Source organism: Streptomyces sp. BBFR51 (genome assembly GCF_044591655.1).
Taxonomy (GTDB): domain Bacteria; phylum Actinomycetota; class Actinomycetes; order Streptomycetales; family Streptomycetaceae; genus Streptomyces.
In genome coordinates, this window is record NZ_CP172448.1 from 510,177 (window position 1) to 530,854 (window position 20,678).

Below are 20,678 nucleotides of genomic sequence, written 5' to 3' on the forward strand. Positions count from 1 at the left end.
AGCAGCGCGGGCGGCCGTCCGGGCTAGCCGTGCAACGACCGGTACGCCTCCACCGCCCCCGGGTGCAGCGGAACACTGCCCGTGCCGATCAGGCTGCGGACGTCCAGGAACTGGGCGCCCACCGCGTGGTCGGGCACGAACTCGGGCGCGCGTTGGACCAGGAGCCGCGTGATGGCGCCGGCCACTGCGGGGTCTAGGTCGGGGCGGCACACCAGCAGGTTGGACACGCCGACGGTGGCGACACCGGCCGAGGAGCGGTACGCGCTCTGCGGCAGTGAGACCTCCTCCAGTCCCGCGCCCGCCATGCCGTCCCCGCCGGCGAGAGCGGGCAGGAGGCCGGCGAGCGGCAGGAACCGCAGGCCCGGGTCCCGGTCGAGGGCGGAGAGGGTGGGCAGCGGCACACCGCCGGCCACGAGCAGACCGACGACGGAGCCGGCGCGCAGGGCCTCGGCCGCGTCGGCCAGGCGCAGGTGCCGTACCGGTACGTCGGTGCCGGGCGAGAGCCCGGCGGCGCTCAGGAGACGGGCGCCGAGCAGGGCCGCGCCGGAACCGACGGCGCCGAGCGAGACCGGGTGCCCGGCGAGGCCGGCCACGGTGCGTACGGGGGCGTCGGCGCGCACGGCGAACTGGAGGTACGTCTCGTAGACCCTGCCGATCGCCCTCAGGGGCACGGGCCGCGGGAACAGGTCGGTGCCCTGGGCGGCGCGGGCGGTGTCGGTGAGGACGAGCGCGAGGTCGGCGTGGCCGTCACGGAGCAGTTCGATGTTGGTGATGCTGCCTGCGGTGGTGCGTACGCGGCAGCTCAGGCCGGGGTGCGCCGCTTCGACCTGCGTGGCGAGGAGCCGGCCGAAGGCCGCGTAGAAGGCGGTGGGTTCGCCGGTGGCCAGCCGCAGCAGGCCGCTCGGGCCGGAGCCGTCGCGTGCCAGGTCGCCGGCGAGCAGCCCGCCGAGGGTGCCGGCCGCGGCGGTCGCGAGCGCGGCGCGCAGTACCGTACGCCGGTTCACCGGGCGCCTCCCGCCGGCCGGGCGGCGGGCACGACGGCGCGGGCCCGCAGGCCACGTGGGTGTGCCGGGGCGAGTTCCAGGCGGCCGTCGCGTCCCGCGAGGAGCTGTTCGGCGATGGCCAGTCCCAGGCCCGTTCCGGACGTCCCGGCCTGGTGGGCCGCGCGCCAGAACCGGGTGGTGGCCCGGTGGATCTCCTCCGTCCGCAGGCCGGGGCCGTCGTCCGTGACGGTGACGACCGCGTACGGGCCCTCCGTGGTGCACGCCAGCCGGACCCGGGCCCCGCGGCCCGCGTACTTGATCGCGTTGTCCAGGAGGATGTCGGTGACCTGGGCCAGTTCCCGGTCCGTGCACAGGGCGGTGACGGGCTCGCCGGCCTCGGCGTCGAGGCGGACTCCGGCGCGCCCGGCGAGGGGCTCCCAGAGCCGGTGCCGGTTCAGCGTGACCTCGGCCGCGTCGCATCCGGTGTCCGAGTCGTCGGTCACCGTGAGTTCCCCGGCCCGGTGTTCGGCGGCGGCGAGGGCCAGCATGTCGTCGAGCAGGGTCTCGAGCCGGTCGAGTTCGGTGTTGACCCCGGCGTAGGCGCGGTCGGCCGAGGGCCGCAGGTGGGTGTGGAGGGCGTCCACCCGCAGCCGGAGCGCGGCCATGGGGTTGCGCATCTGGTGCGAGGTGTCGGCGACCAGCCGGCGCTGCTGTTCGAGGGCGGCGGTGACGGTGCGCGCCATGCGGTTGAACCCGGTGGCCAGCTGGCGCAGCTCGGGCGGGCCGCCGGCGGCGGAGCCGCGCCGGCGCTGCGCGACCCTCGGCAGGGTGTGCTCGGGCGGGAGTCCCGCGGCCAGCTCGCCGACCGCCCGGTCGAGACGCCGCAGCGGGCTGACCACCCACCGGGTCGCCGCGCGGGCCAGGACCGTGCAGGCGAGGGCGACCAGGGCGGTGCCGGCCAGGACGGCGGCCCACCGCAGGGCGATGTCCCCGGCGGCCGTGTCCACGTCGGCGCGCAGCACCACGGCGCCGGAGACCTGTGTCCCGGTGCCGGCCGGTTCCGCGAACATCCGGTCGCCCCGGGACCAGGGGCGCAGGGCGGCGCGGGGGTGCGCGGTCTGGTTGCGCAGGGCCGCGTCGATCAGCCGGGCGACGGAGGGATCGGCGGCGCGCATGCCGCCCGTCTGGACGACGGGATGCCCACGGGTGTCGGTGACGACGAGGGGTTCGCCGTAGAGCAGGGTGTAGCGGCGGGCCTCGGCCGTGATCGCCGACGTGTCCCCGGTGCCGGCCGCCCGGTCCATGAGGGACGCGAAGCGGTCCAGGTCGGAGCTGCGGGCGAGGACGAGCTGCTGGGTGCGGTCGGAGGCGGTGAACAGCAGCAGCGGGACGGCGAAGGCGGCCACCGCCAGCACGCCGAACAGCAGCAGCACCGTCTGTACCCGGGTACGCACGCGCCGGCCCTCAGTCGCCGAACCGGAAGCCGAAGCCGCGGATGGTGGTGAGCAGCTCCGGGCGGCCCAGCTTGGCGCGCAGCTGGGTGAGGTGCACGTCCAGGGAGCGTGACACGGCGTGGTAGGCGTCGCCCCAGACCTCGTCCAGCACCTGTTCGCGGCTGACCGCCGTCCCGGTCCGGCGGGCCAGTACGGCGAGGACGTCGAACTCCTTGGTGGTCAGCTCGACCTCCGTGCCGCCGACGCGGACCTGCCGGGCGTCGAGGGCGATCTCCACGTCGCCGACCCGCACGGTCCGCGGGGCGGGCGGCGCCTGTGCGGCGGTGCGCCGGGTGACGGCCTCGATGCGGGCGAGCAGTTCGGTGAGCCGTACCGGCTTGACGAGGTAGTCGTCGGCGCCGAGCCGCAGCCCGCGCACCACGGAGCGCTCGTCGCCGCGTGCGGTCAGCACCACCACCGACAGCTCGCTGACCGTCCGGAGTCTGCGCAGCACCTCCAGGCCGTCGATGTCGGGCAGGCCGAGGTCGAGGAGCAGCAGGTCCGAGCTGCGGTGGTAGGTCAGCACGTCCCTGCCGCGGGTGACCCTGCGGGTGAGGTGGCCGTGGTCGTACAGGACCTCGACGAGCGCTCCGGCGACCCCGTCGTCGTCCTCGGCCAGCAGAATCCGCATTCTGCCGCCTCCCTCCGGCGGCGTCCGCGCCGCCGCCCCGTGTGCGGGGCCTGGTGTCGGAATGTGGTGTCGGAATGTCCGCGTCCGAATGTAGACCACGATCGGTGGCGTGTTTCACCAGGTCCGCAGGGTGGACAGGGGGCGGCGGGCCGCTTTGTTAAGGCGGGGTTAGTTCTGTGTCCGGCCGTCTCCCGGCCCCTCGACGGCGGGGAGAGGCTGCCGCGGTCGACGACGAGACGACCGCGAAGGACACATTCATGATCATCGACTGTCACGGTCACTACACCACCGCCCCGCCGCCCCTGGCCGACTGGCGGGAGCGGCAGATCGCCGCTCTCGCCGATCCGTCCGCCCCGCCCTCGCCCGCCGACCTGCGGATCGGCGACGACGAACTGCGCGAGAGCGTCGAGCCGAACCAGCTGCGCATGATGGACGAGCGCGGCATCGACGTGACCGTCTTCTCGCCGCGCGCGTCGTTCATGGCCCACCACGTCGGCGACTTCCGCACCTCCGCCGCATGGGCGGCCCTGTGCAACGAGCTGTGCCACCGGGTCGCCCTGCTCCACCCCGAGCGCTTCGTCCCCGCCGCCATGCTGCCGCAGTCGCCGGGCGTCGATCCGGCCACCTGCGTCCCGGAACTCACGCGCTGCGTCGAGGAGTACGGCGCGGTCGCGGTGAATCTCAACCCGGACCCCTCGGGCGGCCACTGGACCGCTCCCCCGCTCACCGACCGCTCGTGGTACCCGCTCTACGAGAAGCTGGTCGAGTACGACGTCCCGGCGATGGTCCATGTCAGCACCAGCGTGAACCCGGCCTTCCACACCACCGGCGCGCACTACCTGAACGCCGACACCACCGCGTTCATGCAGCTCGTGCAGGGCGACCTGTTCGCGGACTTCCCGACCCTGAGGCTGGTGATCCCGCACGGCGGCGGTGCCGTCCCCTATCACTGGGGCCGGTTCCGGGGCCTGGCCATGGCGCTGGGGAAGCCTCCGCTGGAGGAGCACGTCCTGGGCAACGTCTTCTTCGACACCTGCGTGTACCACCAGGCGGGCATCGACCTGCTGCTGGACGTGGTCCCGGCGCGCAACGTGCTGTTCGCCTCGGAGATGATCGGCGCCGTGCGGGACGTCGATCCCTGCTCGGGCCACCACTTCGACGACACCCGGCGCTATGTCGAGGCGTCCTCGCTGCCCGCGGAGCACGTCGCCGCCGTCCAGGAGCTCAACGCCCGTGCCGTCTACCCGCGTCTCGACGCGCTGCTGAAGCGACAGGGGCGATGAGATGACGACCCTCGCTCCCAAGACCCCGGGCTGGCTTGACTGGCACCCGGACCCGGCCGTGCCCTCCTTCCGGCTGCCACCCGGCACGGTCGACGCACACTGTCATGTCTTCGGCCCCCAGGCCGAGTTCCCCTTCGCCGCGGTGCGCAAGTACACGCCCTGCGACGCGGGCAAGGAGCGGCTCTTCGCCCTGCGTGACCATCTGGGCGTCTCCCGCACCGTCGTCGTCCAGGCCACGTGCCACGGCGCGGACAACAGCGCCATGCTCGACGCCGTGCGCGCGAGCGGCGGGCGGGCGCGCGGCGTGGCGACCGTCCGGCCGGACGTCGGCGACGCCGAGTTGCGGGCGCTCGACGCCGCCGGCGTGCGCGGGGTGCGGTTCAACTTCGTACGACGGCTGGTGGATTCGTCGCCCAAGGACGAACTGCGGGCCGTCGCGCGGCGGATCGCCCCGCTCGGCTGGCACATCGTCCTCTACTTCGAGAGCGCCGACCTGCCGGAGCTGGAGGACTTCTTCGCCTCGCTGCCGACCCCGCTCGTGGTGGACCACATGGGCCGGCCGGACGTGACACGGCCGGTGGACGGGCCCGAGTTCACCCGCTTCCTGCGCTTCACCGAGCGCAACGACGTGTGGGTCAAGGTGTCCTGCCCCGAGCGGCTGAGCGTGATCGGGCCCGCCGCCCTGGACGGTCAGCGGCGTCCCTACACGGACGTCGTCCCCTTCGCCCGCCGCGTCGTAGAGGAGTTCGGCGACCGCGTGCTGTGGGGCACCGACTGGCCCCACCCCAACCTCACCGGCCACATGCCGGACGACGGGCTCCTCGTCGACCACGTACGACGGGTGGCCGTCACCGAGGAGCAGCAACACCGGCTGCTGGTCGACAACCCGACGCGCCTGTACTGGCCCGGCGAGGCCTGAGCCGCCCTCTCCCCCGCCGCCCCCGCCCCCGTTCCCCGCCCCACCGACTAGGACCCACCATGCAACAGGCCAACGCGCTGAACCGGCTGGACCGGCTGCCGATCGCCCGGTTCCACAAGGTCACCCTGCTCGCCGTGTCGTTCGCGTACTTCTTCGAGTTCGCGGACATCAACACCTTCGCCACCACCGCCCCGAGACTCGTCGACCTGTGGGGCATCACGGTCGACCAGGTCGCCTACGTCACCTCGCTCTCGTTCGTCGGCATGTTCCTCGGCTCGATCGTCGCCGGAACCGTGGCCGACCGTCTGGGCCGCAAGCGCACACTGCTGCTGACGACGCTGTTCTTCGGCGTGTTCTCCTTCGCCTCGGCGTTCTCCTGGGACCTCGTGTCGCTGACCGTGTTCCGGGTGCTGACCTCGGCGGGCCTCGCGGCGATGACCGTCGTCGCGGTCATCTACGTCAACGAGATGTACCCGTCCGCCGTCCGCGGCAAGTACCAGGCGTACGCCATCGTCGTCGGCATCTGCGGCACCCCGGTCACCAACCTGATCGCCAGCGGAGTCGTGCCGCTCGCCGACTGGACCTGGCGCCTGGTCTACCTCTGGGGTTCCCTCGGCATCCTGCTCGTCCTGTTCACGCGGCATCTCAAGGAGTCGCCCCGCTGGCACGAGAGCCGGGGCGACCACGCGAGCGCGGACGCGGTGCTGCGCGAGATCGAGGCACGGGTGGCCGCCGAGCACGGGCCGTTGCCCGAGCCGGCGCCCCCGGTCGAGGAGGAGCCGGTGGCCAAGGCGCCGCTGCGGCTGCTGCTCCAGCGCAAGTACCTGCTCCCCACACTGCTGCTCACCGTCCTGTGGGTCACCCAGACCATCGGCTTCTTCGGCTATTCGAGCTGGGCGCCGACGCTGCTGGCCAAGGAGGGCTTCAGCGTGGAGAAGTCCGTCTTCTACGTGGCGCTGACCACCGTGGGCGCGCCCCTCGGTTCCTATCTGGCGGCCCTGGTGACCGACCGGTTCGAACGCAAGTGGTGCCTGGCCGCCTTCGGCACGCTGATCGCGCTGTGCGGGCTCCTGTACGGCCTGACGTTCAACCCCGTGCTCATCATCGTGTTCGGCTTCCTGGTGAACCTCTTCGAGCGCGGCTACACGGCTCTGGGCTACGCCTACTCGCCCGAACTGTTCGACACGCGCGGTCGTTCGCTCGGCACGAGCGTGTCCTACGGCCTGGGCCGTCTGTCGAACGCGGCGGGACCGCTGATCGTGGCGGCCCTCTACAACGCCCACGGCTACCGGAGCGTCTTCTACTTCATCGCCGGCACCTGGCTGGTCGGCGCAATCGCCCTGAGTGTCTTCGGACCCCGTACGCGACCGGTCGTTCCCGCTCCGGCTCCGGCGCCCGAGGCGGCGGGCCGCTCCTGACGACGAGTTCGGTCGGCAGCGTTGACTTCGAGTCAACAGCCCTGCACCTTACTTAAAAGTAGAACCGTTCAGTAACCCCCGCTGCCGGCCCCTCCTCCCCGAGAAGAGAGCGCACATGCCGAAGCATGCCCTTCGCCGTGTCATGACCGCGACAGCCGCCGCCGTCGGCACGCTCGCCCTCGGCGTCACCGACGCCACGGCCCACGCCACCCCGGTGCTCGACTACGTCGCCCTGGGCGACAGCTACAGCGCGGGCTCGGGCGTCCTGCCCGTCGACCCCACCAACCTGCTCTGCCTGCGCTCGACGGCGAACTACCCCCACGTCATCGCCGCCTCGACGGGCGCCCACCTCAAGGACGTCACCTGCGGCGCCGCGCAGACCGCCCACTTCACGCAGGCCCAGTACCCGGGCGTCGCCCCACAGGTGGAGGCGCTCGACGCCGGCACGGACCTGGTCACGCTCACCATCGGCGGCAACGACAACAGCACCTTCATCAACGCCATTACGGCCTGCGGCACGGCGGGTGTCCTCAGCGGCGGGAAGGGCAGCCCCTGCAAGGACCGACACGGCACGTCCTTCGACGACCAGATCGACGCCAACACCTATCCCGCGCTCAAGGCCGCGCTGCTCGCCGTCCGCGCCGAGGCACCGGGCGCCAGGGTGGCGGCCCTCGGCTACCCGTGGATCACCCCGGCCACCGCCGACCCGTCCTGCTTCGCGAAGCTGCCGGTCGCCGCCGGTGACGTGCCCTACCTGCGGGCCGTCCAGGCACACCTCAACGCCGTCGTCGAACGGGCCGCCGAGGAGACCGGTGCCACCTATGTGGACTTCTCCCGGGTGTCCGACGGTCACGACGCCTGCGAGGCCCCCGGCACCCGATGGATCGAGCCGCTCCTGTTCGGGCAGAGCCTCGTCCCGGTCCACCCCAACGCCCTCGGCGAACGGCGCATGGCCGAGCACACCATGAGCGTCCTCGGCCTGAGCTGACCCGCGTGACCGCCGCGTACGCTTTCCCCGTGCCGTCCTCCCGCCTGCGCCGCGTCGCCGTCCTCGTCCTCGAAGGCGCGAAGCCGCTCGACGTCGGGATCCCGGCGCAGGTGTTCACGACGCGCGCGAGCATGCCGTACGAGGTACGGGTGTGCGGGGCGGCGCCCGGGCTGGTGACCGGCGGTGACGGCCTGTCGTACCACGTCGCCCACGGCCTGGCCGCGCTGACGTGGGCCGACGTGGTCTTCCTCCCCGGTTACCGGTCCCCCGACGTCGACGACCCTCCCCGAGCCGTCGTCGACGCGCTGACGGCGGCCCACGACGGGGGCGCCCGGCTCGCCGCCATCTCCACGGGCGCGTTCGCGCTCGCCGCCACGGGCCTGCTCGACGGCAGACGGGCCACCACGCACTGGCACTACACGCGGGCGCTCGCGGCGAAGCATCCGCTCGTGCGGGTCGACGAGAACGTGCTGTTCGTGGACGAGGGCAGCGTCCTGACGTCCGCGGGCGCCGCCTCGGGCATCGACCTGTGCCTGCACATCCTGCGCGGCGACCTCGGGGTGTCCGCGTCCAACCACGCGGCCCGCCGCCTCGTCGCGGCCCCCTACCGCAGTGGCGGTCAGGCCCAGTACGTGCCGCGCAGCGTGCCCGAGCCGCTGGGTGAGCGGTTCGCCGCCACCCGCGAGTGGGCGCTGCGCCGGCTCGGCGAGCCGCTCACCCTGGAGGCACTGGCCCGGCACGCGGCGGTGTCGGCGCGCACCCTCTCCCGGCGCTTCGTCGACGACACCGGGTACACGCCGATGCAGTGGATCATGCGGGCCCGTATCGACATGGCCCGTGAGCTGCTCGAACGCTCCGAGCGCGGCATCGAGCAGATCGCCGCCGACGTCGGTCTGGGCACCGGCGCGAACCTGCGGCTGCACTTCCAGCGCATCCTCGGCACCACCCCCAGCGAGTACCGGCGCACCTTCGCCCAGGGCGAGTAGTCCCGCGGGCTCGGGACCTGCCGCGGAGTGTGGCGTGATCCTTGCGAACCGTGGCACTCACGCCGCTGCCACGCGCGGACGGCGCGCGCGAGCCTGGTGGTGAAGGACCTGGTGGCGAACGAAGGGACACACCACTCATGACTCGCATCGGCATCAACGGTTTCGGCCGCATCGGGCGCAACGTGCTGCGCGCGCTGCTCGAACGCGACACCAAGCTCGAGGTCGTCGCCGTCAACGACCTCACGGAGCCCGCCACCCTGGCCCGGCTGCTCGCCTTCGACTCGACGGCCGGCCGGCTCGGCCGCCCGGTGACCGTCGACGGGGACACCCTCGTCGTCGACGGGCACCGCATCAAGGTGCTCGCCGAGCGCGACCCGGCTCGGCTGCCCTGGGCGGAGCTCGGCGTCGACCTCGTGCTGGAGGCGACCGGCCGCTTCACCTCGGCCGACGCCGCCCGCGCCCACCTCACCGCGGGCGCGCGCAAGGTGCTGGTCAGCGCGCCGTCGAGCGGCGCCGACGTGACGCTCGCGTACGGCGTGAACACCGACGCCTACGACCCGGCCGCGCACACCGTCGTCTCCAACGCGTCCTGCACCACCAACGCCCTCGCGCCGCTCGCCTCGGTGCTGGACGAGCTGGCCGGCATCGAGCACGGTTTCATGACGACGGTGCACGCCTACACGCAGGAGCAGAACCTCCAGGACGGCCCGCACCGCGACCCGCGCCGCGCCCGCGCCGCCGGGGTGAACATCGTGCCGACCACGACGGGCGCCGCCAAGGCGATCGGCCTCGTGCTGCCGGGCCTGGACGGCAAGCTGTCGGGCGACTCGATCCGCGTGCCGGTCCCAGTGGGTTCGATCGTCGAACTGAACACGACCGTGGCCCGGGACGTGACGCGCGAGGACGTGCTGGCGGCCTACCGCGCCGCCGCCGAGGGACCGCTGGCCGGCGTGCTGGAGTACTCCGAGGACCCGCTGGTCTCCTCCGACATCACGGGCAACCCGGCCTCGTCGATCTTCGACTCGGCCCTGACCCGCGTCGACGGCCGGCACGTCAAGGTGGTCGCCTGGTACGACAACGAGTGGGGCTTCTCCAACCGCGTGATCGACACCCTCGGGCTGCTCGCCACACGCTGAAGGGGCAGCCGGTTCGGCATCACGGGGGCCGGCACGTCACAATGGTGCGATGAGCAATTCCAAGGTTTACTTCGACATCGACATCGACGGCCAGGATGCGGGCCGCATCGTCTTCGAACTCTTCGAGGACGTCACCCCCAAGACGGCCAAGAACTTCCTCGAGCTGTCCACCGGCGAGCACGGCTTCGGCTACGCCGGATCCCCGTTCCACCGCGTGATCCCGCAGTTCATGCTCCAGGGCGGTGACTTCACCGAGGGCAACGGCACCGGTGGCAAGAGCATCTACGGCGAGAAGTTCGCGGACGAGAACTTCCAGCTGAAGCACACCGAGCCGTACCTCCTCTCCATGGCGAACGCGGGTCGCAACACCAACGGCTCGCAGTTCTTCGTCACCACCGTCCCCACCCCGTGGCTGGACGGCAAGCACGTCGTCTTCGGCAAGGTCGTCGAGGGCACGGACGTGGTGGACCGGATCGAGGGCTACGGCTCCTCCCCGTCGGGCCGCACCTCCGCGAAGATCACCGTACGGGAGTCCGGCAAGCTCTGACGGCCTGCTCGGCCGCACCGGCGTCCGAACCTGTGGGGGCCCACCGCGCGCGGCGCGGTGGGCCCCCGTTCCGTTCCGTCCCGCCTGGTGGGGTGTGCCCGGTGGTGCGACGCTGGGGTGGAGGAGCGTCCGAGGAAGGAAACCCCGGGAGGACCGATGGGACGGGACGTCCCGGCGCTGGTCTTCACCCGCGAGGACCGCCGCCGGTACCGGATCAAGATGCAGGAGTGCCTCGAGGCCTTCGCGCAGATGCTGCGCGAGTCCCGGTTCGAGACCGAGCGGCCCCAGGTGGGCCTCGAGATCGAGCTGAACCTGGTCGACGACGGGGCCGAACCGGCGATGCGCAACAGCGACGCGCTCGAGGCGATCGCGGACCCCGCCTGGTCGACCGAGCTGGGCCGGTTCAACCTGGAGATCAACATCCCGCCCCGGCGGCTGACGGCGGGCGGCCCGGACGCCTGGGAGACCGAGATCCGCGCCGCCCTGAACCACGCCGAGGACCGCGCCACTTCGGTCGGAGCCCATCTGATCATGGTCGGCATCCTGCCCACGCTGCGCCAGTCGGACGTGGGCGAGGCGGCGCTGTCGGAGAACCCGCGCTACCGGCTGCTCAACGACCAGGTGTTCGCGGCCCGGGGCGAGGACCTGCACATCGAGGTGGACGGCGTCGACCGCCTGCGGACCTACGCGGACACGATCACCCCGGAGGCGGCCTGCACCAGCACGCAGTTCCACCTCCAGGTGACCCCCGAGGAGTTCCCCGACTACTGGAACGCGGCCCAGGCGATCGCCGGCGTCCAGGTCGCGCTCGCCGCCAACTCGCCCTTTCTGCTCGGCAAGGAACTCTGGCACGAGAGCCGCATCCCCCTGTTCGAGCAGGCCACCGACACCCGGCCGCAGGAGATCAAGGCACAGGGGGTGCGGCCCCGGGTGTGGTTCGGGGAGCGGTGGATCAACAGCGTCTTCGACCTCTTCGAGGAGAACGTGCGCTACTTCCCGGCGCTGCTTCCCCTGTGCGACGACCAGAACCCCGCCGAGACCCTCGACCGCGGCGACATCCCCGAGCTGGGCGAACTCACCCTGCACAACGGCACCATCTACCGCTGGAACCGGCCCGTCTACGCCGTCGCCCACGACAAACCGCACGTCCGCGTGGAGAACCGCGTACTGCCCGCGGGCCCCACCGTCGCCGACACCCTCGCCAACGGCGCCTTCTACTACGGCCTCACCCGTGCCCTCGTGGAGGAGGAGCGGCCGGTGTGGTCGCGGATGTCCTTCTCGGTCGCCGAGGACAACCTGCACACCGCCGCCCGGCACGGCATCGAGGCACAGCTGTACTGGCCCGGGGTGGGAGAGGTGACCGTCCCCGAACTCGTCCTGCGGCGGCTGCTGCCACTCGCACACCGGGGGCTGGAGCTGTCCGGCATGGACGCGGCCTGGCGGGAGCCGCTGCTCGGCATCATCGAGCAGCGGTGCGTCACCGGCCGCAACGGCGCGGTGTGGCAGAAGGAGATGTTCCACCACATCGACGCCACCGCCCGGCCGGGCCGGCACGAGGCCCTGCGCCGGATGACCCGGCAGTACATGGACTACATGCACCTCAACGCCCCGGTCCACACCTGGCCGGTCGACTGACGTCCGGGAACCATGGAGGCGACGGAGCAATGTGCCGATGGCTCGCCTACTCGGGGACACCCGTACTCCTGGAGTCCCTGCTCTACCAGCCCGAGCACTCGCTCATCGACCAGAGTCTGCACGCCCGCCTGGGCGTCGAGACGACGAACGGGGACGGGTTCGGCGTCGGCTGGTTCGGGCCGGAGATGACGACACCCGCGATCGTCCGGGAGGTCGGTCCCGCCTGGAGCAACCGCAACCTGCGGGAGATCGCGAGCCATGTCCGTTCGCCGTTGTTCTTCGGGCACATCCGGGCCTCGACGGGCAGCCCGGTGCAGCAGACCAACTGCCATCCGTTCCGCCACGGCCGTTGGATGTGGATGCACAACGGCGCGATCGCCGAGTTCCACCGGCTGCGCCGGGATCTCGCCCTGGCCGTCGATCCGCGGCTCTTCCTCGACATCGAGGGATCGACGGACTCGGAGCTGATGTTCTACCTGGCGCTCACGCTCGGTCTGGGGGACGACCCTCCCGCGGCCGTGGCCCGGATGGCGGGGCTGGTGGAGGAGATCGGCCACGAACACGGCGTGGAGTTTCCGCTGCAGATGACCGTTGCCGTGACCGACGGACGACGGCTGTGGGCCTTCCGCTACTCCAGCCAGGCACAGTCACGGTCGCTCTACTACAGCAGCCGGGTGGAGAGCCTGCGCGCGCTGCATCCCGGGTTGCCCTTCCTGAAGGAGGCGTCCGACAACACCCGCCTGATCGTGTCGGAGCCACTGGGTGACCTGCCCGGCGTCTGGAACAAGGTGCCCGAGAGCAGCTACGGGGTCGTCCAGCCGGAGGGCGACGACCTGCTTCCCTTCGTTCCCCGCGCTCCGTGACCCCATTGACACGGGCGAGGAAAGATCACACAATCGGTGCCATGACCACATACCGGTTCGGCACCACGGCGGAGTGTCCCCGCGTGCCCGAACGAACCGGCTGTGAGCGTTCCGGCCTTTAACGGCCTTCTTCGCACCGACCGCCCGGCGCCCGTCGCGTCGTAGCCCGTCGGCATTCTCTTCGGACCACGGCCCGGAGCACCCGTAGCACCTTCGTTTCGCACCTTCGCTTCCCCCGGCCGTCCGGCGGTGCCCTCGCGCCACCCCTGGCCGGGTTTCACGCGCACAGTCATCCAAGAGGAGGACTCCCATGTCCGTCACGGCCGTCGGCCCGAGCACCGTCCTGCGCGAAGCCCGCATCCCGGGGGACGGAATGTACGAGGGCCGGCGCACGCTGCGCCGACTGCCCGAGGGATCGGAGGAACGGCCCTACGAACTCTTCGAGGTCGTCCCGCAGGCCCGCACCATCGGCGCCGAGATCAGGGGCGCCGACCTCACGCGTCCCCTCACCCCCGCCCTGCGCGAGGAGTTGAACCGGGCCCTGCTGGAGTGGAAGGTGCTGTTCTTCCGCGGCGCGCACCTCACCTCCGACCAGCAGCGCGACTTCGCGGGCAACTGGGGCGCCCTGGAGACCAACCCCCTGCTCGCCGCCGGTTCGCGCGAGGACGTCGTCCGCTTCGACAAGGGCGCCGGCAGCGCGCCCACGTACGAGAACGTGTGGCACACCGACGTCACCTTCCGTGAACGTCCCGCGCTCGGCGCGGTGCTCCAGCTGCGCGAGGTGCCGCCGTTCGGCGGGGACACGATGTGGGCGGACATGGCGGCGGCCTACGACAACCTGCCCCAGGAGGTGAAGGACCGCATCGACGGCGCCCGGGCCGTGCACGACTTCATCCCGGGCTTCGCCAGGTTCTACGGACCCGAGCGGCTGGTCCCGCACCAGGATCTCTTCCCGCCCGTGGAGCACCCCGTCGTCCGCACCCACCCCGAGACGGGGCGGCGCATGCTCTTCGTCAACACGTCCTTCACGACGCACATCACCGGCATGGACCGGGACGAGAGCGACCGGCTGCTGCGCTTCCTCTTCCAGCAGGCGCACGTGCCCGAGTACCAGGTGCGCTTCAGCTGGCGGCCCGGAGACGTCGCCTTCTGGGACAACCGCGCCACGCAGCACTACGCCGTGGGCGACTACGGGTCCGAGCGGCGGGTCGCCGAACGGGTCGCCGTCGAGGGCGACCGTCCCTTCTGATCCGGCGCGCGGGCGGGGCCGGAGGACGCGGTGCGCCTCCGGCCCCCGAGGTCACCGCGCCGAGTCCTCCCGCTCGATCGCGGCCGGCCTGAGCTGCGCGGCACGGATACGGGCGATGTCGAGCTTCTCGCCGCGGTCGAAGCGATAGACGCCGTTCTGCTCCTGGAAGACGTCGGTCAACTGCGTGTAGCAGTAGCCGAACATGTCGGGGTCATCCAGCAGCACTCCGGTCAGATTGGCGAACCGCTCGTGGAACTCGTCCTCGTTGCGGACCCGTTCGCCGTAGCCCCAGGACTCGGTGCGGTCCTCGCCGGACCGGTCGGCCGCGGCCTCGGGGTCCCACCAGATGCCGCCGAACTCGCTGACGAAGTACGGCTGGCCGCGGTAGGGCTGCGAGTAGGAGGCGCCGTTCTCGTAGGCGTTGACGAACGGCTCGCCCTTGGCGAGTCCGGACATCAGCTCCTTGAAGGCCACCGGGTCCTGCTCGTAGTTGTGCGAGTCGTAGATGTCGGTCTCGGCGACCCGGTGGGCGTAGCCGGACGCGTCGACGACCGGGCGGCTGCTGTCCGCGGCCTTGGTGGCCAGGAACATCGCGCGGGTCACGTCGTCGAGCTGGGTGATGCGGTCGTGCAGCTTCTGGTACGTCTCGTTGAGCGGGCACCAGCCGATGATCGACGGATGCGAGTAGTCGCGCTCGACGGCCTCCATCCACTGGGAGACGTACGAGGTGTCGGGCTTCTGGTTGTCGCCCGAGGAACCACCGACCTCGCAGCCCCAGTCGCCGAACTCGCCCCACACCAGGTAGCCGAGGCGGTCGGCGTGGTAGAGGAAGCGCTCCTCGAAGACCTTCTGGTGCAGCCGGGCACCGTTGAAACCGGCCTGCATGGCCAGCTCGATGTCCCGCACCAGTGCCTCGTCGGTCGGGGCGGTCATCAGACCGTCCGGGTACCAGCCCTGGTCGAGGACGAGACGCTGGAAGACCGATCGGCCGTTGATGAGAACGGCCTTGCCGCGCAGGGCGACGGCGCGCAGACCGGCGTAGCTCTCCGCGCTGTCGACGACCTCGCCCGCCGCGTCGAGGATCTCGAGGCGCAGGTCGTACAGGTACGGGTCCTCGGTGCTCCACTCGCGGCGCCGGTCCTGCGGCACCGGCAGGTACAGGCGCGGGGCCAGGTCCAGGTCGGCGCGGGCCTCGGCGGTGGCGACCTCTCCGGCGGCGTCGCTGAGGACGGCGCGCACCCGGTGGCCGGGGCGGTTGCCGGACAACGGCAGTTCGAGGTGGAAGGCGGAGCCGGCCAGGTCGGGGGTGATCCGGGGGCGGCGCAGGTGCGTCTCGGGGACGGGCTCCAGCCAGACGGTCTGCCAGATGCCGGTGACCCGGGTGTAGTTGCAGTCGTGGTTGGCGTACTTGATCGCCTGCTTGCCGCGCGCCTGCGGGCCGGACTTGGGGTCGCGGGCCCGGACCGTGACGACGACCTCCTCGCCCGCCCCGGCGATGTCGCCGAGGTCGGCGGTGAAGGGGGTGAAGCCGCCGCGGTGCCTGGCGACCTCCCTGCCGTCGGCCCACACGGTGGTGTCGTAGTCGACGGCGCCGAAGTGCAGCAGCACCCGGCGTCCGGCCCACTTTGCCGGCAGGGTGAGGGCCTTCCGGTACCAGACGGCCTCCAGGAAGTCGGTGTCGCCGATGCCGGACAGCTCGGACTCGGGCGGGAAGGGTACGAGGATCTCGTCGCGCAGCTCACGGTCGAGCAGACCGCGCTCGAGACCGCTGTCCCCCCGGTCGGTCTCGAACTGCCAGGCGCCGTTCAGGTTGAGCCAGTCGCGACGCGTGAACTGCGGTCGCGGGTACTCCGGGCGCGGTACGGAGTTGGTGGGCAACACATGCTCCAGTCGATCAGTGGGCCGGCGTGGGACCGCCGGCCCGGTGTACAGCGGGCGGGACGAGGGGTGGTTGCGGTCAGGAACCGCCGAGGCCGGTGGTGGCCACGGAGTTGACGATGCGACGCTGGAAGAAGAGGAAGACCACAATCAGCGGCAGCGCGGCGAGCAGGGCCGAGGCCATGGACGACGCGTACTGGATGCCGTAGGCGTCCTTCACGGTGGCCAGGCCCACCGGGAGGGTCATCAGGTCGGAGTCGTTGGTGACGATGAACGGCCACAGGAAGTTGTTCCACGCCCCGATGAAGACGAAGATCGAGACCGCGGCGACGATCGGCCGCGACAGCGGCAGCACGATCGACCAGAAGACCCGGAACTCCGAGGCGCCGTCGATCCGGGCCGCTTCCTCCAGCTCCCGGGGGATGCCGTCGAAGAACTTCTTGAGGATGAACACCATGATGGGCGCGACGACCTGGGGCAGGATGACCGCCGCGTAGGTGTCGACCAGGTTGAACAGCTGCATCTGCTTGAACAGCGGCACGATCAGCAGCTGCGGCGGGATCATGATGGCGGCCACCGTGACGGCGAGCAGGGCCTTGCGGCCGCGGAAGGTCCCGCGGGAGAAGGCGTACGCCGCGAGGGTGGAGACCGCCACCGTGATCAGGGTGACCAGGCCGGCGATCAGAAAGCTGTTGAAGGCCCAGAGGGAGACGTTGCCGCGTTCCAGGATCTGCTGGTACCCGTCCAGCGTGAAGGCACCCTTGAACGGGGACAGACCGGGGGTGGAGACGTCCTCCTCGCTCTGGAACGAGGTGGCGACGGCCCAGACGAACGGGATCAGCCAGACGATCGCCAGGACGACCAGGGCCGTACCGGCGATGATCTTGGGCGTGCGGCCGTGGCCGAGGAGCAGCGGGGAGCCGGACTCCTCGCGAGGTCGACGGCGCCGTGTGCGGGCGGTGGTGGCGGTTGCGGACACGGTCAGTCCTCCTGGCGGAAGAGGCGCAGCTGCACGAGCGAGACGACGATGATCACGGCGAAGAAGAGGTAGGAGATCGAGGAGGCGTAGCCCAGGCGGTAGCCGGTGAAGCCGACGTCGTAGACGTACTCCAGGACCGGGCGGGTCGAGCCGTTGGGTCCGCCCTTGGTGAGGATGTAGATCTGGTCGAACACCTTGAGCGACGCGAGGATCTGGAGCATGGCCACCAGACCCGTCGTCTTGCGCAGCTGCGGCAGGGTGATGGACCACAGCCGCCGCCACGCGCCGGCGCCGTCGAGCGCCGCGGCCTCGTCGAAGGTCGTGGGCAGGGACTGCAGGGCCGAGAGGTAGAGCAGGAAGTTGAAGCCCACCGTCCACCACACGGTGAGGGCGGCCACCGACCACATGGCGACGGACTCGTCCGACAGCCAGCCGACGGGCCCGAAGCCCAGTGAGTCCAGGAGCTGGTTGCCCAGGCCCAGTTCCGGCTGGTAGAGCCAGGTCCAGATGAGGGTCACCACGGTCACGGGCAGCAGGTAGGGCGCGAAGAACGCCAGTCGCCACACCCACTGGCCGGCGAGCCCGCTGTGCACCAGCAGCGCCATCGCGAGCGCCACCAGCACCAGCGGCACGCTGGAGATGACGGTGAAGAAGACGGTGTTGCCGAGGCTGCTCCAGACGTCCGGGTCGCCCAGCGCTTCGGCGTAGTTGTCGAAGCCGACGAACTTCGTGTCGCGCAGCGCCAGCGAGCTGTCGGTGAAGCTCAGCCACAGACCGTGCACGATCGGCCACACCATGAAGAGGCCGAAGACGATCAGGAACGGTACGACGAAGACGAAGCCGTTGCCGGAGGGGATGCGCAGTCTGCGCAGCCCGGCGCGGCTTCGGCCGTCGGCGCGGACGGCGGCGGGCGGGCCTGCCTGCGCCTCGGCGCCGAGGGGTGCGGTGGTGGTCACGTCGGTCACTCCTTTAGCTGGTCAGGCCACCGGGTTGGGCTGCCGCAGCAGCATGTCGGCCTCGTGGACCATCTGCCGTACCGCCTTCTCGGGGGTGGTGTTGCCCAGCAGCGCCGACTGGAGCGGCTGGCACATCCGGTTCTGGAAGTTCGAACCGGCGCCGGCGAACCAGTTGGGCGGGTCGAGCACCGCCACCTTCGCGGCGTCGGCGTAGGAGGACTGCGGGTCGAGGGCCGCGTACTTCGGGTTCGCGAGGACGGGCTGGTACGCGGGGATGTGGCCGGCGCTCGCCCAGGTGAGGCTCTGCTTGAGTATCGCGGCGACGTACCGGTGGGCCTCGCGGCGCCGGGCCGGGTCGGGGCTGTTCTGGTGCGGAAGGACCAGGCTGTGGCTGTCGGTGTAGACGGCCGGCTCGTCGAAGACCTGCGGGAAGGGCGCGGCGCCCAGGTCGATGCCGGACTCCTTCAGCGTCGGCAGCTCCCACTCGCCGAGCATCGCCATGCCGCCGCGGCCGCTGGTGAAGGCGGCCAGCGCGCCGTTGTAGTCCAGGTTGTTGGGGTTGGTCCTGCCGTCGAACAGCTGCGTCATGAGGGTCACCACACGTACGGCGGCGTCGACGTCGATCTTCGGAGGGCCGCCGTCCGGCAGGGTGAACTCGGCACCGGTCTGCGCGTAGAGGCCGGCGAACAGGCGCCAGTTCTGTGCGGTGTCGGTGACGTGGCCGAACAGGATGCCCGCCTCCCCGGTCGCCTCGGCGAGGGCCTTGCCCGCCTCCAGCAGTGCCTCGGGCGAGCCCATGGGGGCCAGTTGACCCGAGGGGCCCAGGAGCCCGGCCTTCTCGGCGGCCTTCTTGTCGTAGAACACGATGAAGGGGTGGACGTCCAGCGGGATCGCGTAGACCGTCCCCTCGTGCTGGGTCCGCGACCAGACCGCCGGCGTGAAGTCCTTGCTCGTGACGCCGAACTCTGCGAGCAGATCCAGGTCGAAGGCGTCCACCAGGCCACCGGGGGCATAGCCGGCGAGCCGGGACAGGTGCATGGCGGCCACGTCGGAGGCCCGCCCGCCGGCGGCGGACATGGCGAGCTTGGTGTAGTACGAGGGGCCCCAGTCCAGGATCGTGCGGTCGACGTCGAAGCCCTTCGCCCCGCCGGCGCCCTTGGACACGGCGTCGATCATGTCGTCCATCAGCATGCCGTCGCCGCCCTGGAACAGGTCCCAGACGCTCAGCGCGGACGCCCCGGAGGCCGAGGCCGGTGAGGCACAGCCGGACAGCGGGCCCGCGGCGAGCAGGGCGCCCGCTCCGGCCAAGGTGTGACGCAGGAGCCGACGGCGGCTGAGGCGGCGTACCGGATCGGACGCGGCCGGCACCCCCCGGGCAGGCAAACGGGAACTCATCGCGGACCTTTCGACGGCCGGACGCTGTGCCGCAACGCCGGTGGACCGGCCTCGAAGGCCGTCCAATGCGCGTAGGCAGATGGTGGACGCACCAGCTGAAAACAGTGCGGTGGCTAGTTTTTACATCGATGTACATTGGCTGTAAAGAGCTGGAGCCTCTGTTCGTCACGGATGACGACGCGATCCGGGCGATGCCGACCTGGGCCCCGGCCCGTGGTGTCCCGGGGACATAGACTCGGCAGTCGGGTGAAAGGCGGGGAGGTCTCGGTGGCACGGCCCAGGATCAAGGACGTTGCACGTCATGCGGGCGTGTCGGAGAAGACGGTGTCCAATGTCATCAACGACTACGCCCATGTCTCGGACCGGACGAGGCAGGTGGTGCGCGCGTCCATCGAGCAACTCGGCTACCGGGTGAACCTGGCGGGCCGCCATCTGCGCAAGGGGCGTACCGGCATCATCGCCCTCGTCGTCCCGGAACTGGACATACCGTACTTCGCGGAGCTGGCCCGGCATGTCATCCGCGAGGCCGAGGCACGCTCCCTGACCGTCCTGATCCACCAGTCCGGGGCGGACCGCGCCCACGAGCTGGCGGCGCTGGCCGGGTTCGGCTCCACCTTCGTGGACGGAATCATCCTGAGTCCGCTCGCCCTGACCGCGGACGACCTGCGTGATCGCGCCGGCTTCCCGCCCACCGTGCTGCTCGGGGAGCTGCTGGAGGAGGGGGCCGATCATGTGGCCATCGACAACGAGGGTGCCGCGCGCGAGGCCACCCGTCATCTGATCGGCCTCGGGCGCCGGTCGATCCTCGCCGTCGGCGGCCACGACGCCCCGGGGCTGGGCACGGCCGAGGCCCGCACCCGCGGTTTCCGGGCCGCCTTGGCGAAGGCCCGCATCGCCTACGATCCGGCCGCCCTGGTGCCGGTCGACGCGTTCAGGATGCCCGAGGGCGCGCGGGCCGTGGCGCGGGCGCTGCGGGAGGGCCCGCGATTCGACGCGCTGCTCTGCCTCAACGACCAGCTGGCGCTGGGCGCGTTGCGCGCGCTGCACGAGCACGGCGTCAAGGTGCCCGAGGACGTCGCCGTCATCGGGTTCGACGACGTGGAGGGCGGGCGGTTCAGCGTGCCGACGCTGAGCACGGTGGCCCCCGACAAGGGGGCGGTGGCCAAGGTCGCCGTCCAACTGCTCCAGCACCGCATCGAGGAGGCGACGGCACCGGACGGCGCGCCCGACGGCGCCGATGCGCGGGTGCAGGCGCCCCAGGACCGCATCGTGGCCCACCGGCTCGTCCTGAGGGAGAGCACGGAGGGCCACGCGGGACGCTGACGCGCCGGCCGGTCGC

At 71.4% G+C, this 20,678-nt stretch carries 18 protein-coding genes; 11 read left to right on the top strand and 7 right to left on the bottom strand.

What is annotated here, in order from left to right; translation table 11 throughout:
• Positions 1 to 23: 23 nt before the first annotated feature.
• Genes ACGH7X_RS02345 through ACGH7X_RS02355 form a run of 3 tightly spaced genes read right to left on the bottom strand, consistent with a single transcriptional unit; the run spans position 24 to position 3,107 of the window.
• On the bottom strand, positions 24 to 1,004 hold the full coding sequence (locus tag ACGH7X_RS02345) for a TAXI family TRAP transporter solute-binding subunit (RefSeq protein ID WP_399881049.1): 981 nt from the start codon (positions 1,002 to 1,004) through the stop codon (positions 24 to 26).
• The gene (locus tag ACGH7X_RS02350) at positions 1,001 to 2,437 is read right to left on the bottom strand and encodes a sensor histidine kinase (protein ID WP_399881051.1); all 1,437 of its coding nucleotides are present in this window, start codon (positions 2,435 to 2,437) and stop codon (positions 1,001 to 1,003) included. Before ACGH7X_RS02350 ends, ACGH7X_RS02345 begins: the two co-directional genes overlap by 4 nt.
• Before the next feature lie 10 nt (positions 2,438 to 2,447).
• Positions 2,448 to 3,107, bottom strand: a complete 660-nt coding sequence (locus tag ACGH7X_RS02355; protein ID WP_399881053.1) for a response regulator transcription factor — start codon at positions 3,105 to 3,107, stop codon at positions 2,448 to 2,450.
• A gap of 257 nt (positions 3,108 to 3,364) precedes the next feature.
• Between ACGH7X_RS02355 and ACGH7X_RS02360 the strand changes: the two genes are divergently transcribed.
• From ACGH7X_RS02360 to ACGH7X_RS02405, 10 genes are all read left to right on the top strand, one after another.
• Positions 3,365 to 4,390, top strand: coding sequence for an amidohydrolase family protein (locus tag ACGH7X_RS02360; RefSeq protein WP_399881055.1), 1,026 nt, complete (start codon positions 3,365 to 3,367; stop codon positions 4,388 to 4,390).
• 1 nt (position 4,391) lies between these two features.
• Positions 4,392 to 5,309 (top strand): amidohydrolase family protein, encoded by a 918-nt coding sequence (locus tag ACGH7X_RS02365; protein WP_399881057.1) that lies wholly within the window; start codon positions 4,392 to 4,394, stop codon positions 5,307 to 5,309.
• A 59-nt stretch (positions 5,310 to 5,368) separates the two neighbouring features.
• The gene (locus ACGH7X_RS02370) at positions 5,369 to 6,727 is read left to right on the top strand and encodes an MFS transporter (protein ID WP_399881059.1); all 1,359 of its coding nucleotides are present in this window, start codon (positions 5,369 to 5,371) and stop codon (positions 6,725 to 6,727) included.
• Positions 6,728 to 6,842: 115 nt separating this feature from the next.
• Positions 6,843 to 7,715: an SGNH/GDSL hydrolase family protein gene (locus ACGH7X_RS02375; protein WP_399881061.1), complete on the top strand. Its 873-nt coding sequence runs from the start codon at positions 6,843 to 6,845 to the stop codon at positions 7,713 to 7,715.
• A gap of 29 nt (positions 7,716 to 7,744) precedes the next feature.
• Positions 7,745 to 8,701 carry a GlxA family transcriptional regulator gene (locus tag ACGH7X_RS02380; RefSeq protein ID WP_399881063.1) on the top strand — a complete coding sequence of 319 codons (957 nt, stop codon included), beginning with the start codon at positions 7,745 to 7,747 and terminating at the stop codon, positions 8,699 to 8,701.
• Between the two features lie 137 nt (positions 8,702 to 8,838).
• Positions 8,839 to 9,837: a type I glyceraldehyde-3-phosphate dehydrogenase gene (gap, locus tag ACGH7X_RS02385; RefSeq protein ID WP_399881065.1), complete on the top strand. Its 999-nt coding sequence runs from the start codon at positions 8,839 to 8,841 to the stop codon at positions 9,835 to 9,837.
• 49 nt (positions 9,838 to 9,886) lie between these two features.
• Positions 9,887 to 10,384, top strand: a complete 498-nt coding sequence (locus ACGH7X_RS02390; protein WP_399881067.1) for a peptidylprolyl isomerase — start codon at positions 9,887 to 9,889, stop codon at positions 10,382 to 10,384.
• A gap of 156 nt (positions 10,385 to 10,540) precedes the next feature.
• Positions 10,541 to 12,019: a glutamate--cysteine ligase gene (locus tag ACGH7X_RS02395; protein WP_399881069.1), complete on the top strand. Its 1,479-nt coding sequence runs from the start codon at positions 10,541 to 10,543 to the stop codon at positions 12,017 to 12,019.
• 29 nt (positions 12,020 to 12,048) lie between these two features.
• Positions 12,049 to 12,882, top strand: a complete 834-nt coding sequence (locus ACGH7X_RS02400) for a class II glutamine amidotransferase (RefSeq protein ID WP_399881071.1) — start codon at positions 12,049 to 12,051, stop codon at positions 12,880 to 12,882.
• 310 nt (positions 12,883 to 13,192) lie between these two features.
• Positions 13,193 to 14,131, top strand: coding sequence for a TauD/TfdA dioxygenase family protein (locus ACGH7X_RS02405; protein ID WP_399881073.1), 939 nt, complete (start codon positions 13,193 to 13,195; stop codon positions 14,129 to 14,131).
• Positions 14,132 to 14,182: 51 nt separating this feature from the next.
• Here ACGH7X_RS02405 and ACGH7X_RS02410 read toward each other — a convergent pair whose 3' ends face one another.
• The 4 genes from ACGH7X_RS02410 to ACGH7X_RS02425 all read right to left on the bottom strand — a co-directional run bounded on the left by ACGH7X_RS02410 (position 14,183) and on the right by ACGH7X_RS02425 (position 19,339).
• Positions 14,183 to 16,009 (bottom strand): glycoside hydrolase family 2 protein, encoded by a 1,827-nt coding sequence (locus tag ACGH7X_RS02410; RefSeq protein ID WP_399881075.1) that lies wholly within the window; start codon positions 16,007 to 16,009, stop codon positions 14,183 to 14,185.
• 79 nt (positions 16,010 to 16,088) lie between these two features.
• Positions 16,089 to 16,988 (bottom strand): carbohydrate ABC transporter permease, encoded by a 900-nt coding sequence (locus ACGH7X_RS02415; protein ID WP_399881077.1) that lies wholly within the window; start codon positions 16,986 to 16,988, stop codon positions 16,089 to 16,091.
• 2 nt (positions 16,989 to 16,990) lie between these two features.
• Positions 16,991 to 17,944, bottom strand: coding sequence for a carbohydrate ABC transporter permease (locus tag ACGH7X_RS02420; protein ID WP_399881079.1), 954 nt, complete (start codon positions 17,942 to 17,944; stop codon positions 16,991 to 16,993).
• 21 nt (positions 17,945 to 17,965) lie between these two features.
• Positions 17,966 to 19,339 carry an extracellular solute-binding protein gene (locus ACGH7X_RS02425; RefSeq protein ID WP_399881081.1) on the bottom strand — a complete coding sequence of 458 codons (1,374 nt, stop codon included), beginning with the start codon at positions 19,337 to 19,339 and terminating at the stop codon, positions 17,966 to 17,968.
• A 267-nt stretch (positions 19,340 to 19,606) separates the two neighbouring features.
• Here ACGH7X_RS02425 and ACGH7X_RS02430 point away from each other — a divergent pair, with 267 nt between their 5' ends.
• On the top strand, positions 19,607 to 20,662 hold the full coding sequence (locus tag ACGH7X_RS02430; RefSeq protein ID WP_399881083.1) for a LacI family DNA-binding transcriptional regulator: 1,056 nt from the start codon (positions 19,607 to 19,609) through the stop codon (positions 20,660 to 20,662).
• Positions 20,663 to 20,678 lie beyond the last annotated feature (16 nt).